Annotated in this window: 11 protein-coding genes; 6 read left to right on the top strand and 5 right to left on the bottom strand. The window is 44.6% G+C overall.

Features of this window, described 5'->3' with window-relative positions; translation table 11 throughout:
• Positions 1–402 precede the first annotated feature (402 nt).
• Both FEM33_RS07020 and FEM33_RS07015 read left to right on the top strand, forming a co-directional pair.
• The gene (locus tag FEM33_RS07020; RefSeq protein WP_139011362.1) at positions 403–2,640 is read left to right on the top strand and encodes a phage head spike fiber domain-containing protein; all 2,238 of its coding nucleotides are present in this window, start codon (positions 403–405) and stop codon (positions 2,638–2,640) included.
• An 11-nt stretch (positions 2,641–2,651) separates the two neighbouring features.
• On the top strand, positions 2,652–3,272 hold the full coding sequence (locus tag FEM33_RS07015) for a T9SS type A sorting domain-containing protein (RefSeq protein WP_139011361.1): 621 nt from the start codon (positions 2,652–2,654) through the stop codon (positions 3,270–3,272).
• A 224-nt stretch (positions 3,273–3,496) separates the two neighbouring features.
• On the opposite strand, the gene FEM33_RS07010 is transcribed toward FEM33_RS07015, so the two are convergent.
• Complete coding sequence (locus tag FEM33_RS07010; RefSeq protein WP_139011360.1) at positions 3,497–5,011, bottom strand: T9SS type A sorting domain-containing protein; 1,515 nt, start codon at positions 5,009–5,011, stop codon at positions 3,497–3,499.
• 667 nt (positions 5,012–5,678) lie between these two features.
• On the opposite strand from FEM33_RS07010, the gene FEM33_RS07005 reads away from it, so the two are divergent.
• From FEM33_RS07005 to FEM33_RS06995, 3 genes are all read left to right on the top strand, one after another.
• Positions 5,679–6,590 (top strand): YsnF/AvaK domain-containing protein, encoded by a 912-nt coding sequence (locus tag FEM33_RS07005; protein WP_139011359.1) that lies wholly within the window; start codon positions 5,679–5,681, stop codon positions 6,588–6,590.
• 90 nt (positions 6,591–6,680) lie between these two features.
• Complete coding sequence (locus FEM33_RS07000; RefSeq protein WP_139011358.1) at positions 6,681–7,301, top strand: OmpA family protein; 621 nt, start codon at positions 6,681–6,683, stop codon at positions 7,299–7,301.
• A gap of 51 nt (positions 7,302–7,352) precedes the next feature.
• Entirely contained in the window at positions 7,353–7,856 is a 504-nt protein-coding gene (locus FEM33_RS06995; RefSeq protein ID WP_139011357.1) for a PRC-barrel domain-containing protein, read from the top strand.
• 164 nt (positions 7,857–8,020) lie between these two features.
• On the opposite strand, the gene FEM33_RS06990 is transcribed toward FEM33_RS06995, so the two are convergent.
• The 3 genes from FEM33_RS06990 to FEM33_RS06980 form a co-directional block, all read right to left on the bottom strand.
• Positions 8,021–9,637, bottom strand: coding sequence for a M81 family metallopeptidase (locus tag FEM33_RS06990; protein ID WP_139011356.1), 1,617 nt, complete (start codon positions 9,635–9,637; stop codon positions 8,021–8,023).
• A 246-nt stretch (positions 9,638–9,883) separates the two neighbouring features.
• Complete coding sequence (locus tag FEM33_RS06985) at positions 9,884–10,288, bottom strand: response regulator (protein WP_139011355.1); 405 nt, start codon at positions 10,286–10,288, stop codon at positions 9,884–9,886.
• An 18-nt stretch (positions 10,289–10,306) separates the two neighbouring features.
• Positions 10,307–13,051, bottom strand: coding sequence for a sensor histidine kinase (locus tag FEM33_RS06980; protein WP_139011354.1), 2,745 nt, complete (start codon positions 13,049–13,051; stop codon positions 10,307–10,309).
• Between the two features lie 153 nt (positions 13,052–13,204).
• Between FEM33_RS06980 and FEM33_RS06975 the strand changes: the two genes are divergently transcribed.
• Complete coding sequence (locus tag FEM33_RS06975) at positions 13,205–13,465, top strand: DUF3072 domain-containing protein (protein ID WP_139011353.1); 261 nt, start codon at positions 13,205–13,207, stop codon at positions 13,463–13,465.
• A gap of 156 nt (positions 13,466–13,621) precedes the next feature.
• Here the strand turns inward: FEM33_RS06975 and FEM33_RS06970 are convergent, their stop codons facing one another.
• Positions 13,622–14,014 carry a LytR/AlgR family response regulator transcription factor gene (locus FEM33_RS06970; RefSeq protein ID WP_229214125.1) on the bottom strand — a complete coding sequence of 131 codons (393 nt, stop codon included), beginning with the start codon at positions 14,012–14,014 and terminating at the stop codon, positions 13,622–13,624.
• Positions 14,015–14,017 lie beyond the last annotated feature (3 nt).

Below are 14,017 nucleotides of genomic sequence, written 5' to 3'. Positions count from 1 at the left end.
ATTATCTAACTATCAGCATCGGTTAAGCCAGTTATGGTGATGCACCTGAAAAAATAAAAAGTTTGAATTATCTGTCATCAACAAAGTACATTAAATAATTTTTCACAGTAAGTTTTCGGATTTGCTGTCAGGCTGTTTCCGCGTTTTCAAATTCGGAAATGACTTGAATGAGAATACTGCGACAGGCACGAAAACGTCGTTTCCTGTTTGCAGTTAACCCCTTACAATGTTAAAAAATAGACGTTTTTTTTAAATCAGGACACTGAGTAACCTTGATTGGAAACTTTTGTGTACCGGAAACTTTGTGCCTATTCAAAAGCTATACAAGTCGATTAAAAATTTATTCCATTTCAACGTACCCCAGTATTGTTGTTTGTTAAATAAAATAATGTTCCACAAATTATGGCAGAAATATTATCCCCACTAAAAGAATTTGATTTCAGACAAGGTGCATCCCTGAACAGTTCATTGACTTTTTCCAGAAAGGGCGAAGCATCATTTTACGGAGCCGACGGTTATCTTCACTTTGACCAACAAGGCAGTAACATGCTGACACACAGTGAGGATTTTACAACCAGCGACTGGATGCGCGTAGGTTCAACGGCATCCATACCCGGCACCATCTCAACAATCGACGGCTCTAAGTCGGCAAACAGAATCAAGGAAAAGAGCGGTTCGGGGGAACACAGAATCTCCCGCTCTTTAACAGTAGCAAAAGGCGTGCCACTTACGATCAGCATATATGTAAAAGCAGGAACATGCGACAAAGTACAGTTCAGTTTTTTGAACGGATCGGCTTTCAAAGGTGGAAACCCGGGTGTTAAATTTAATCTTTCAACCGGTAAATTTTATTCTACAAGCTCAAATGTACTTAGTTATCAGGCAAGTAATAGCGGTGACGGCTGGTGGAGACTGAAAATAACAGGTAATCCGGATCTCGGAACATCATCCGGATTGCATATTTATATGTTAAATGACAGTTATTCTATCAATTATGAAGGAAATGAGAACAAATACCTTTATGCATGGGGCGCACAGTTTGAACAAGGCTCCAGTGCGACTACATATATACCTAATACGGTAGTCACCAATCTTGGCTTAAGGTATAATTATAACCTGGAAGGCACGCCTACTTTGATCGGTGCACTTATTGAAGCAGCAGCAACAAACCTGATCCGGTACTCTCAGTTGCTTGATCATTCCTCATGGCGGAAGCAGTATTCGGTTATTGTCACTACAGGTACCCGCTCTCCGGACGGAACTCTGAATGCATTCAAGCTCAAAGAAGATAGAAATAGTTCGTCACACTATATTTCACCAGCTAATTCAATTTCTACGTCCTCGGGAAGCACTTACACTTTCAGTGCATTCATGAAAGCATCCGAACGTAAATGGGCCTATTTCAACATAGACGGATCCACAGCACATTTTGACCTCGCCAATGGAAAAGTAGGAACTTTCAATCCCAGTTACATTGCCGTCTTTATGGAAAGCGCAGGGAATGGCTGGTACCGTTGCTCTGCTACATTCAAAGCCGGCAGTTCTGCCTCTACCAAAATAGGACCTGAGCCTTCCAACTCAACGCCATCTTACCGGGGAGACGGCAACAGCGGAATTCTTGTATGGGGAATCCAGCTGGAAAAAGGTGAAAAAATGACCAGCTACATCCGTACAAAAGAAAGTCCGGCCACAAGATCAGCAGATGAAGTTGTTTTGCCTAAACCGGCCAGTGCAGAGCGAAATGACATTTTTGTACAGCGCAAGGACGGCGGAACATGGCTGGTTAACCAGTCTGAAAATTTTGAAATTGACGCTTCTGAAAATGCCGTACAAGTTGTTAATTTTTACAAGCCAAACCAGCCTCTGGAACTGAAGGACGAAACAGCTCAGCAGCTTTTTCCTCCGGACTACGCAAGTGTCGGCGAAACCAACACGCGGGTCATGATTCTGGGGAACGAGTTCAATTCACAGACGCCTAATAAATCGTGGTCTCTTCAGCAGGCCTTAAACAAAACGGCTCCGATATTTCGTGTACAGGTCAACTCGGGCGACAGATGGGCCGGAGATGCAAACAGTACAAAGCCGAAGGAACGTTCGGAATTTTACCAAAAGAATGCAAACCTTCCGCACAATCAGGACATTTGGGTTTCTTACTCCATTCGGATTCTACCCGGCAAAGCGCTTGATTATGATTCAGGAGAGGTTTGTTTCATCGGACAATTTCATGCCAGCGAGGACGACAGGGATGTGAGTTCCAGCCCTGTGCTCGGACTCAGGCTGCAAGGTACAGATACGATGACTGTTTATACCTGCGCAACTACAGCCAATCCGCACAGAGAAAACCCGAAAGCTGTACTACGGGGCACTACGCAGCTTCCGAGAGGTGAATGGCACCGAATAGTAATGCGGGTAAGGTTCTCACCGACCAAAGGCCAGCTGCAGTTCTGGAAAAACGGAAAGGAATTAATCAACCTTTCAGGCATCGGGATCGGCTATCCGGACGAGATAGGGCCTTACTGGAAATTCGGTATTTACCGCAATGCGCATCCGGCAAGTCTTGCCATTGAATTTGCCAACATGGAAATCACTAAATCATCATCCCTTTATTCCAGGGTTTCAAAACCTTTAGCAATCGCCTAAGTAAATCAAAAATGACATTGGAACGCAGAAAATTTATTCAGATGACAGCCATGGGATTGGCTACTGTCATGTCGGGAATCGCTTTGCCGTCTCTCGCAAAGCAGAAACAGATTCAGCCGCTTGGTCCGGGCACAAGGCCACTGAGCATAACCATGCCCACTCCTGATGGAAAATATCAATTTTTGGTAGACGGGAAAAAGCAGGTTATCAGTATTACCGGCGAAAAGGGAAATTTACAGATTCCTGATCATTCATGCATTATTGAGTACACAGGTGAAGACGGAACCACAGAATTATCGGTTTACATTGATCATGAAACAACCGACTCCTATTTGCATCCGGGAATGCCATCCAAAGATGTAGAAGCAGAACTGGAATGGGACGCAGTACTTTTAGGAAACCCCATACGCGGCGGAAAAGTAGTTGCCAGCATTACCGGACCGGCAAATACCACTCCTGAAGTTGAAATTTTTGACATCCGCGGAAATACGCTCATTAAAGAGAAAGTAACCAAATCGAATACTACGGATCAGTTTACATTTGATGTACAACCATATGCAAAAGGAATGCTGCTCGTTAAAGTAAGCTGCGAAGAATTTACAAAAACGTTAAAGGTGATGCACGGCAATTAAGCGCAAAAGCATCTTACCACATATGGAGAGAACCTGAATGCATTTTCAGGTTCTCTTTTGTTTTGAGATCTGTATACAACCGTAACAATAAAGAAACCTTCCCGAAAATGTCCGGGAAGGAAGATGCAAAATCCATTGGTACCAGTAAGGATTACTTGCAGGCTGACTGAATGTACCTTGACATCTGCGGGCCGTCACATTCATTTCAGCATAAACGCTGCTTTTTATCGCACGATCAGGATTCTGGAATTATGGACAGAATGGTCTTTTCCGGATACTTTTACCCGGTAAGTACCGGCAGGCAGATTTTTGGTGTCTACCGTATTTGCAGGCTTTGAACCGGATTGGTAAACCTGCTTGCCATTTGCATTATAAATCTGAACAGCAGAAACATTTTCCCAGTCTGCTGATTCAATATTCAGTAAATCAGATACAGGATTCGGATAAACATTTATTTCCGATGTTACATCCGTATCCTGAATTCCGCTATTTTCCGGTGCTTCGTTTGCCGCAGTTCTTGCATTGATGTTCAGAACCGGCGTTACGCACTGCAGTGTTTTTACCTTCGCAACGGAATGGTCCGTCAGGAAATATCCTTTTTCAACATCGTAAAAGAAAGCATAGTAAGTTCCGGTCGTTGCTGCTTCCGGCGTTCTTACTCTCAGGCCGCTGTGCGTCGGATTGTCAAACCATACAACCGGGTAGCTGCTTCCGTTAAATGTTGCAACGGCATTATTAAGATTGGCTGTATTCTGCGGACATGTATTTGTCAGCGTGGAAGCTTTTAAAGGCACCTGAACTTCTGCCATGTATTCAACCGTCAGTTTGGCTGTGGAATGGTCTGTATTATAGCAGCCAAATACTTCGTCATAGAAAAAGTAATAAAACGTTCCGGTTTTTGATATCGTTTTTACAGGGCTTCCCGTGTGATTCGGATTGTCAAAAACCTTCACAGAAAATCCGTCCGGAATATTGTCCGGCGTACCGACAGGAAGCTGCGCAATGTTTTTGGAACTTGCAAGATCAAAAGTTTTGGAATAAAATGCATTGACCTTGTTTGTCTTCAGAGCAATCTGCTTCGGAGTCGCACTGCACAATGGCTGAACTGGTGCCGCCGGGAAATCCAGGTTTGCAATTCCCGGCGAGGCATTGCTGCCGGTACCTGTAAAATGCAGGTCTGCTTGCTTGTCAAGCGCTGTAAATGTAATGCTGGCCGGAACCCATTTGTCCGTGTGTGTACCCGGCGTAAAAACAACTTCTTCCGATCCGAACGCACCATTGCTCAGACTTACCTTTGCAGATTTGGCGTAGCCTGAAACGGCATAGTTCATCTGGTTGCCCGTTTTCTTGTGATTATAATGAATCCTGGCCGTACTCAGACTGAAATTTACCTTGTAACGGTGGTGTTTTACCAATCCGGTAATTACTGAAAATGCCGACGTTTGAATATCCTTTGTGTTATTGATACTCAAGAAAGTAGACTTCCCGGAAGGGGCAGCAGGCAATGTCGGAGCAAATGAATAGTCCACTTGTGTGAAGTTATCCAGTTTGTAAGGACTTCCGTAATAAAGGTTCTTGGAAACCGACGGCATGTGACCTGCGGGAACACTGGAGCCGTGCCAGCCAGCCGGTACGCAGGACAAGCATGCCGGCGTATTTACTTTCGGCAGAAACTGTGCCTGCACCAGACCAAAGCAGGAGAACATCAAAGCTGCTGTGTGTAATAATTTTCTTTTCATGGTTTTTTAAATGGAGTTAATTCAATTCTGATCACTTTGCCCGCAGATAAATAGTGATTCAATATTATGGCTTAGCACATTTTGAAAGCGAATCGATCAATCCAATGGCCGGACCGGATTACTTACCGGTACAAATTGTAATTCTGATAAAACGGGCACATACGAATCGGAATAACTTTTACACATAAAACCACATCCGGGTTTCTGTACGGATTTTTGTTTCAACTGCACTGGCGAATCCTGAATTCCAATGTAAAGCGTTTGTTAACTTTTAAGTTCTGGCATGACTGATTTCTGATGATCAGCTCTGTAAAACAGGGATTTAATCGAAGATATTCAAGTACAACAAGCCGCAAAATGGGAGTATCATTCCTCAACTGTAAACACGAAAGGCAGAAACCGGAATTTCCGCAGCATTTCAAAACATATATAATATAGACGGTACAAAGCTCCTGAACCGCTGTTTCGGCGTAAATGCACCGAGGGTTTATACGCGCTTTATACTGCTGTGAAAGCAATTTTATCATTCAACAGCATGGGCAGACTCCGGATCCGGCAAATGATTGCTGAGCAGCAGCAGCCGGCACAATGAATTCCGGCTGGCACAAAAATTTTATGAGCACTCCGTATTACAATTAATCATTCCACAACCTAAAATACCAAGATCATGTCAAGTACAGTAGTAGGAATTTTCGAATATACAAGTGAAGCACAGGAAGCTCAGAAGTATCTGCTTGCAAATGGATTTACAAGCGATAATGTTGATATAAAAACATCTTCGACAACAACAGGTACTGATTACACAGCAGATTCGCACAGAAAAGATGAATCATCCGATGGAATCGGAAACTTCTTCAGGAACCTGTTCGGTGACGATGATGATGATCTGGACCGGTATACAGAAGCAGGCCGCAGAGGAACCATCCTGACGGTACATGCAAGAACAGCAGACGAAGCTGAAAAAGCAGCCAGGATTCTGGACAATTACGGAGCAGTTGATATTGATGAAGATACTTCAAAATCATCATACGGCGATTCCACGCTGGCGACAGGTTCCACGCTGACCACAGATACAGCTTATGTCGATCCGACCTTAACCGGCGTAACAGGCAGTACTCCGCTTTCAACCGATTTGACGGACTCAACGCTTTCAACCGGAACAACTGTCGGCGATAATGTAACCGGCACCGGCGCTATACCTGTTATTAAAGAAGAACTGCATGTTGGAAAACGTGAAGTACAAACTGGCGGAGTAAGACTGAAAAGCCGTATTGTACACCGCCCTGTTGAGGAAAGCATCCGTTTGAGAGAAGAATTTGTATCCGTAGAAAGAACATCCGTTGACCGTCTTGCTACAGAAGCTGATTTTACAACATTCAAAGAAGGAACAATCGAAGTAATCGAGCATGCCGAAGTTCCGGTTGTATCCAAAGAAGCACGCGTGGTTGAAGAAGTAAGTCTTGTAAAAGATGTGGACGAAAGAGAAGAAGTGATCAGCGATACCGTACGCAGTACTCAAGTTGAGGTTGAAGATCTTACAGATGAGGAAAGACTGAGAAAATCAGGTCTGGATCTGTAATTCAATTTCATTTCAGAAGTCAGTGATAAAGGCTTCAGCAGAAGCTGAAGCCTTTATTTTTAATTTATAACAACCGTTTTTAAAATAGTTATGGCCGAACTCGACGTACAACCTAAAAAACAATCGCCATGGTGGATATGGCTTATTCTTGCACTTGTTATCCTCGCTCTTATTTTCCTGTTCCGAAGCTGCGGCAAAGATGATGTAGCTGAAACAGAAGTTGTAACAGAAGACAGTTCTGCAAAAATTGAAGCGGTGACCGTTCCTGACTGGGGCAATATCGACTTTAATGCCCCGAATGCATCTTATGAAGAAATAACGGATACAAGCATTACAGTAAGAGGAAACGATAATTACACCATTTACGGATTGGGTGAAAATGTACTGTTTGCAACGGATGATTCCAACATTCAGTCCGGTGCTGAAAAACAGCTTCAGCAAATATCGGCTTCCCTCAAGAAGCGTTTTACCGGAGGTTCGGTAGCTGTTTACGGAAATACAGATTCAACCGGTTCAGCAGGCCATAATGCCGAACTTGGCAAGCAGCGCGCAGAATCGGTTAAAGATTGGCTGATAAAAAATGCCGGCATTTCCAACGACAAGATTTCTGTTGAATCCAAAGGGCAGAATGACCCGGTTGCATCCAATTCAACTGCGGAAGGAAGACAAATGAACCGCAGGGTTGAAATTGTAGTGATGAAACAAAAGTAAAACCGCATTTTGACTTAGCAGAAAGTGGTTAAAACCTTAAATGAAACAACAATGGCCATCAATGAAAATTCAACAGATAACAACCGCCTTGAAGAACTGGGCGGAAGTGATTTCGAGATAGCAGACGGACAACCCAATATCAAAGGCTGGAAAGTCAAAGATGTATCGGGCAATAAAATCGGAGAAGTACAGGAACTGATTTTTGATAAAGTATCCCGCAAGGTGTTGTATATCGTTATGGATTTGGATGCAAACGAGGTGAACTCCAGCTCGAAGAACGTCCTGTTACCAATCGGACTGGCAACGCTGCATGAAAGTGACGACGAAGTAATTATTGCCGAGCTGGCTTCCAGACAGGTTTACAGATTGCCTGAATACGAAAAAGGAAACATAACACCGGCAACCGAGTCTGCTATCCGGAATACTTTTTCAGGGCTGGCAGCGGCAGTAGCAGCAGGCGCCACTTCTTACGAAAGCCATCCGGAAGGATTTTACGAGCATGAGCATTTTAATCAGAAACGCTTTTACGGCAATCGCTGGAATACGAATCAGTAAGTTTTAATAATATACAAAGCAGAAGACCAGCTGTAAAACAAAGGATCTAAATCCAATGTTTTACAGCTGGTCTTTTTTTAGCTGTTCAATTCAAGTTGAACAAGTAAAAGCTAAAAGCCAGAAGCTAACAGCCAGAAGCCAACAGCTACTTGCACTCATCAAACTTATATACCATCCGACGAAGGAACGATTTTGGCTGAAAGATCCGGATCGGCCATGTTTTTGCTGAACGGGAACATCGGCATTTTGATCCTTTTATACGGCAGTCTTTCCAGATTCTGATCTACACCGCCGGGCGTAAGCGCCAGTATCCAGTCTGCCCGCATGGCATAAAGTTCGGGTTCAAGGTAACCGATTTTGACCACAACAATATCTGATTTCCGGGGATTGAGGCCCAGTCTTGTAAAGTCGTTTTCTTTATGATAAGGCTTGCGTTTTTGCGTTACAATCACATGCACGCTCCCGACTTTCACAACTACTTCGGTCTCTGCATTTTTGTCGCCGTGTTCAATGGATTCCACAATGCCCGCAAGTCTGATCGGCGGAGCAAACCGTGCATCCACTTTCGCACCTGCATAGGCGTCCACCTTTCCTCCTACCCCGGCAGCAATGGCGCTTTTTACAAACTCCGGCCCGGGAATGGAAGCATATATCAAAGAAGGCCCGTTTTCTGCTTTGAATTCAGGCCGTGCAAGAATTTCCTTTAACGTCCAGGTCACGTCGCCTGCGCCTCCGGCAGTCGGGTTATCGCCTGAGTCACTGATGAAAAACGGGTGTTTATGGCTGGCAATGGCCTTGTCAAGACTTTCCTGCAGCGTGCCCGTAGGCGCCACAAACCCGAATTCCGAACGTACTTTCCAGAAACTTGATGCAAGCTGTTCAGCCGTGCTGGTTACTTTCTCCTTGTCATCACCGGTCACCATTACTACGGCATGATTGCGGGGTTCATCGGCCCATGCATAACCGATCCAGATTGCCGCATCCACAATTCCCGGCTGTACCGATGCAGGCGCAACTTTCGCGTAAAGGCTTTTTCCAGGTTCAATTCTTGTACTTGTTTTTTCACCCGGCAGCAATATCGGAACCGGAATCCAGGCTTTGTATGCAGGCTTGCCCTTTCCGCTTTCGATTCTGGCCAACAGATTTTCAACAGCACGTTTCTTCGACTGCATGGCATCTTCGTGCGGCGCCATGCGGTAACAGGTGATCAGATCCGTATTTTGTGCCAGCCGCCATGAAACATTTCCGTGCAAATCCATGGAAGTTGAAATAACCGTCTTTTTACCGACAACTTCCCGGATTCTTACGATCAGATCGCCCTCGGGATCATCAAGGCCCACAACGCTCATGGCCCCGTGAATATCAAAGAAAAGACCGTCATAAGGACCATTCCTTTTAAGCAGATCAAGCGTCTGTTTTACAAGCGATTCGTAAGCTTCTCTTGTAACTGCACCGCCCGGCAATGATTTCCCGACCAGCGCAGGAAGCCAGTTGGCTCGTTTCCGGTCCAGCGAATCGGCTGTTAAAAAAGGGTACGAAGTAAATATTTCAGCTCCGTACTTTGCATGAAAAGCCTCTTCATTGGTGAGTGCAGGCGAAAATGTACTGGATTCTATGCCCAGTCCGGCGATGGCAATTCTCGGAAGTTCCTTTGTTTGTGGTTGCTTGTTCGTTTGCCTGCCTGCTTGTACGGGCGGAGCAGCTTTCTTGTTATATTCAGGGAAAAGCGCCTGAACAGTCATCAGGTAAAAAGAAACAATCAGGGAAAATACCAGTTTCATATTTTGAGTTTTAGGAAATAAACAATAGATTATTTTAAATATAATCAACTTCCCAGGACTGCTGTAAATTTGAAACAAAACTTTCCGAGGATGTTTGCTAACTTCTATTTATTAACCAATAAATCAAATTTTGCAAAAAACGGAATAACGGCAAGCCTTTACAAGCCGGCATTTACGATCTTGTCGAAAATGAAATTTCCGGTTTGTTTCAGGCAAGGTATCCGTTTTTGATAGCGTGAAGTAAGGCTATTCCGCTTTTGGCAGCAGTATATCGAGAAGTTTTGTAAGATCAGGCAAATGCAGGGGTTTCACCAGGTGTGCATTGAACCCGGATTCCTTGCTTTTCTGAATGTCATCCTGTTGCCCGTAGCCGGTCAGTGCGATGATAACGATCGATTTTCCCCATTCCTTTTCCCGGATCATCCGGCAGGTTTCGTATCCGTTGACATCCGGCATTCCGATGTCCAGCATAACGGCTACCGGTTGAAAACTTTCGGCAGCTGCCACGCCGTCCAGTCCGTTGTAACAGGTTTTTACTTCATTGCCTGTGAGTTGAAGCATCATGGCCAAGGTATCGGCAGCATCATGATTATCATCAATAACCAGTATGCGCCGGCGCTCGTCCTTTTCTTTTATCTGTGGAGTTGACATTTGTATGTTGGTTAATTATTAATCTATTACAGGAAATTTTACTATGAATTCACTTCCTGTACCAAGCCCGGCGCTAATCACTTTTACAGATCCGCCATGCAGCCCGACCAGCTGCTTGACCATAGAAAGCCCAAGTCCGAGGCCGCCCATGGATCGGTCAATTGTTGCATTGATCTGAACAAAGGTTTCAAAAACTTCATTCTGATGCTCTCTGGCAATTCCTACGCCATTGTCCTTTACACTCAGCACGGCTTCATCTTCTACACGCTCCAAAGTAAGTATTACCCGGCCTTCTGCCAAAGTATATTTAACGCCATTGCTCAGCAAATTATTAATAATCTGAATAATACGTGTAATATCTCCGTCAATGTAAATAGATTCTTCAGGCAAATGAACTGTTAAAACCCTGTTTCCGGCCTGAAACATTGGCCTGGCCATCTCTATTGCACGTTTTGTAACCGAAACCAGGTCGGTGCGTTCGGGACGAAAATTTATTTTTCCATTGTTGATACGGCTCATGTCCAGCAGGTCATTTACCAGATGAACAATGTGATCCACCTGCCGCATCATCATATCAACAGAAGAATTCAGCGCTTCGTCGTTCTGGTGGGTCAGTTTCAGGATCTGAAGTATATTCCGGATCGGTGCCAGCGGATTGCGCAGTTCGTGTCCCAGCATGGCCATAAATTCATCTTTCCGGCGGTCTGCATCTTTAAGGGTCTGTTCCATTTTTTTACGCTCCGTCAGGTCACGTGCGACTTTCACATACCCGGCCAGCTTTCCGTCCTTATTGTACAGCGGCGACATGATGCCGGAAACATACAGCTGCGATTGGTCTTTACGCACATGATAACGCTCGTCAACCGCACGTCCTTCCTTCCGGACAGCAAGAATTTCCTTTTCCGGAATGCCTGCTGCTTTATCTTCATCTGTATAAATAATATCTGCAAACTGCCCGATTGCTTCTTCGGGAGTGAAGCCGAACATAATCTGGGCGCCGGGATTCCAGTCGGTTATGTAATTGCCGGTATCGTAAATAATGATGGCATATTCCGATATGCTGTTAACTACACTTCTAAATTGTTCCGCAGGCTGTTTTGGCAACCGGTGTACTTGCCTGTGCTTTCCAATATCGCGGGCTATTTTACTGAAGCCGGTCAGCTTGCCGTTGATATTATAAACAGCCGTCACCACTTCACTCGCCAGAAAACGTTCTCCGCTTTTACGCACGCGCACGCCCTCCGTTTCAGCATGTCCTTCGGCCATAGCCTTTGCCAGCTCTTTTTCAGGCTGACTGTCAGCTATTTCTTCCGGTGTATAAAAGATGGAGAAATGCTTTCCGATAATTTCCTCGTCCGTGTACCCCTTGATCTTTTCCGCACCTGGCGACCATTCGATGATTATACCATCTGTGCTGATCATGAACAAAGCATAATCCTTAACATCATTGATAAGCTTCCGCAGCCTTTCCTCGCTGTTGCGCAGTGTTATTTCAGTCTGTTTACGCTCGGTAATATCCAGCATTACGCCGCTCATATGCGTTGTAACCCCGTTTTTTTGCTGCGTAACCCGGCCGTAGCCACTCATCCACCTGATGATATTATCGTCGCGGACAATACGGAACTCTGCACTGAAAGGTAGATTTTCGTGAACCGACTTTGCCAGCTCTGCGGTAACGAATTCCTTGTCGTCTGGATAAATATGGTTCAGAAAAGCCTCCGATTTGACCCGTTCATCCTTCGGTTCCATGCCCAGAAGTTCAAAATGCTGCTTGTTCCAGTTTATTTCATCTACAATCAGGTTCCATTCCCATGTTGCAAGTTCTGTAGTGTCAACTACAATTTGCGTAAGTGCTTCCTTTTCTTTCATAGCCGTTTTTTCCAACGCACGTTCGAGGTGCGGGAAAACCCGGGCAGACGACTCTTCAATCAGTTTTATTTCAAAAGGCTGCCAGTTCCGAAGGCCCGGATTTCCGACGATCAGAACGAATGTCAGCGCATCATTGCGGTGAAACGGAACAGCTACATAAGATAACTCCTTTCCGGCTGTGTCTGCACTTTCAGCCTTTTCCGGCTCGTTGCCCTGCTTTGGGAATACAATACTTTTGCCGGCGCGTGCCGCATGCCTGAATGCTTCGTCCCGCCAGTACGGCATGGATATGATTTCGTGATTTACCTGTCCGTCTTCTGTATGCCATTGATAAAGAAGCTCCCATTCTGCAAGGGTATATTCTATATGTAAAAACTGGCAAAATGCAACATCCAGAAACGAGCCGATTTTCTCCCCTGCCGTGTGCGCGATTTTCTCTGCTGTATCCTGCCCTGCCATGCTGTCCTGAACTTCCAGCAAAAAAGCATTCACCGCTTCATTTTGCTTTTGTCCGGTTACATTCCTGAAAATAACCGAAACATGATCTTCATCTTTGCTTCCGGTAAAAAGGAAGTAAACATCAAACCAGTGCTTTAAGGCATTGGTATAATACTCTATATACGTCTGCTGTTTTGTGCGGCTTGCATGATCTGCTTTCTCAATCCAGCAGGATGCCGTTTCGGGATAAAGTTCACGGACTGTCTTTCCAACTATTTCCGGTACCGCGTCGGCGCTTTCCGATTCGGGCACTGCATAAAAATCCAGAAAACGGAGATCACAGGCATCATCATTTTCATTATACAAAACTTTGCATATGATATGACCCTGATCAACAGACGGCGGTATCAGATCAAAAATCCCGTTTTTTTTAACTTCCTCGTTCACGGTTGTCATGGTTGTTCGGCTTCCATATTCAATATACACTTATTTTGAATCTTTAGGCGAATTTATACCTAATCCAGAACCAATTATTTTAATCCGGGGAATCTTACAATTTTTAGACCAGAATAACAGGAACAATCATTTCCATCCTGGTGTTTATAATAAATGAGTAATAAAAATGAAGAATTGTTTGATGAGAAGGGAGATTCTGCAAACAAAAACCAGGATATACAAGGTTCCAATACAGTTAAAGATCCGGACGAATGGACTACGGGCGACGAGCCTATGACTGGTGCTCAGAAGTCGTATCTTAAAACACTTTCTGACGAAGCGGGTGTTGAATTTGATGAAAACCTCAGTAAAGCCAATGCATCCAAGCGCATTGACGAACTTCAGCACAAAACAGGAAGAGGACTGAACAATTAATCTTTTGAACCATTACTTTGACTTACCGTCAGAAAAACAAATTTCATCAGCAGCAAACGCATCAAAGTCCGGGAAAAATGCCCGGACAATCAAAATGACCAGAAACGAAATAGTTGTTCCTGGTCATTTTATTTATTCGGGTTCCGGCAGGAAATTCTATCCTACGGCCAGATAACCAATGGATATCCGTTCCTGAACTTCTCTGATTCTTCTTCTTGCAATAGGAACTTTATGTCCGCAGCTCATCAGCAGCATATCTGCATCCAGGCGGGCTGTTATGTATTCCGGGTTAATCACGTAAGATTTATGCACCCGTAAAAAGTCCGCACACAATATTTCCTGAACATTTTTCAGCGTTTTGGAAACTATATGCCTCTTGCCCTGGCGCGTATGGATGTAAGTATAATTTCCTTCACCCTGAAGATGCGTTATTTCGTGAGCCGCCAGCCAGAGCACTTTGCCCGGGGTATATACTGGCACCAGGTTGGCGGTGTTGCTGCCTGCAAGTGTAATTACTCTTGAAAATGGATTCATTACTGTTGTTTTCATGGC

Origin of the sequence: Dyadobacter flavalbus (genome assembly GCF_006149045.1) — a bacterium.
Lineage (GTDB): Bacteria > Bacteroidota > Bacteroidia > Cytophagales > Spirosomataceae > Dyadobacter > Dyadobacter flavalbus.
Note: the sequence above shows the minus strand (reverse complement) of the source record. Positions and strands in the feature narration are given on the sequence as shown.

Bases quoted from the DNA above. Each gene is read 5' to 3' on its own strand.
- FEM33_RS06995 (WP_139011357.1), top strand. From the start codon at position 7,353: ATGGCCATCAATGAAAATTCAACAGATAACAACCGCCTTGAAGAACTG.
- FEM33_RS06970 (WP_229214125.1), bottom strand. From the start codon at position 14,014: ATGAAAACAACAGTAATGAATCCATTTTCAAGAGTAATTACACTTGCA.
- FEM33_RS07000 (WP_139011358.1), top strand. From the start codon at position 6,681: ATGGCCGAACTCGACGTACAACCTAAAAAACAATCGCCATGGTGGATA.
- FEM33_RS07005 (WP_139011359.1), top strand. From the start codon at position 5,679: ATGTCAAGTACAGTAGTAGGAATTTTCGAATATACAAGTGAAGCACAG.
- FEM33_RS07015 (WP_139011361.1), top strand. From the start codon at position 2,652: ATGACATTGGAACGCAGAAAATTTATTCAGATGACAGCCATGGGATTG.
- FEM33_RS07020 (WP_139011362.1), top strand. From the start codon at position 403: ATGGCAGAAATATTATCCCCACTAAAAGAATTTGATTTCAGACAAGGT.
- FEM33_RS06990 (WP_139011356.1), bottom strand. From the start codon at position 9,637: ATGAAACTGGTATTTTCCCTGATTGTTTCTTTTTACCTGATGACTGTT.
- FEM33_RS06985 (WP_139011355.1), bottom strand. From the start codon at position 10,288: ATGTCAACTCCACAGATAAAAGAAAAGGACGAGCGCCGGCGCATACTG.
- FEM33_RS06975 (WP_139011353.1), top strand. From the start codon at position 13,205: ATGAGTAATAAAAATGAAGAATTGTTTGATGAGAAGGGAGATTCTGCA.
- FEM33_RS06980 (WP_139011354.1), bottom strand. From the start codon at position 13,051: ATGACAACCGTGAACGAGGAAGTTAAAAAAAACGGGATTTTTGATCTG.
- FEM33_RS07010 (WP_139011360.1), bottom strand. From the start codon at position 5,011: ATGAAAAGAAAATTATTACACACAGCAGCTTTGATGTTCTCCTGCTTT.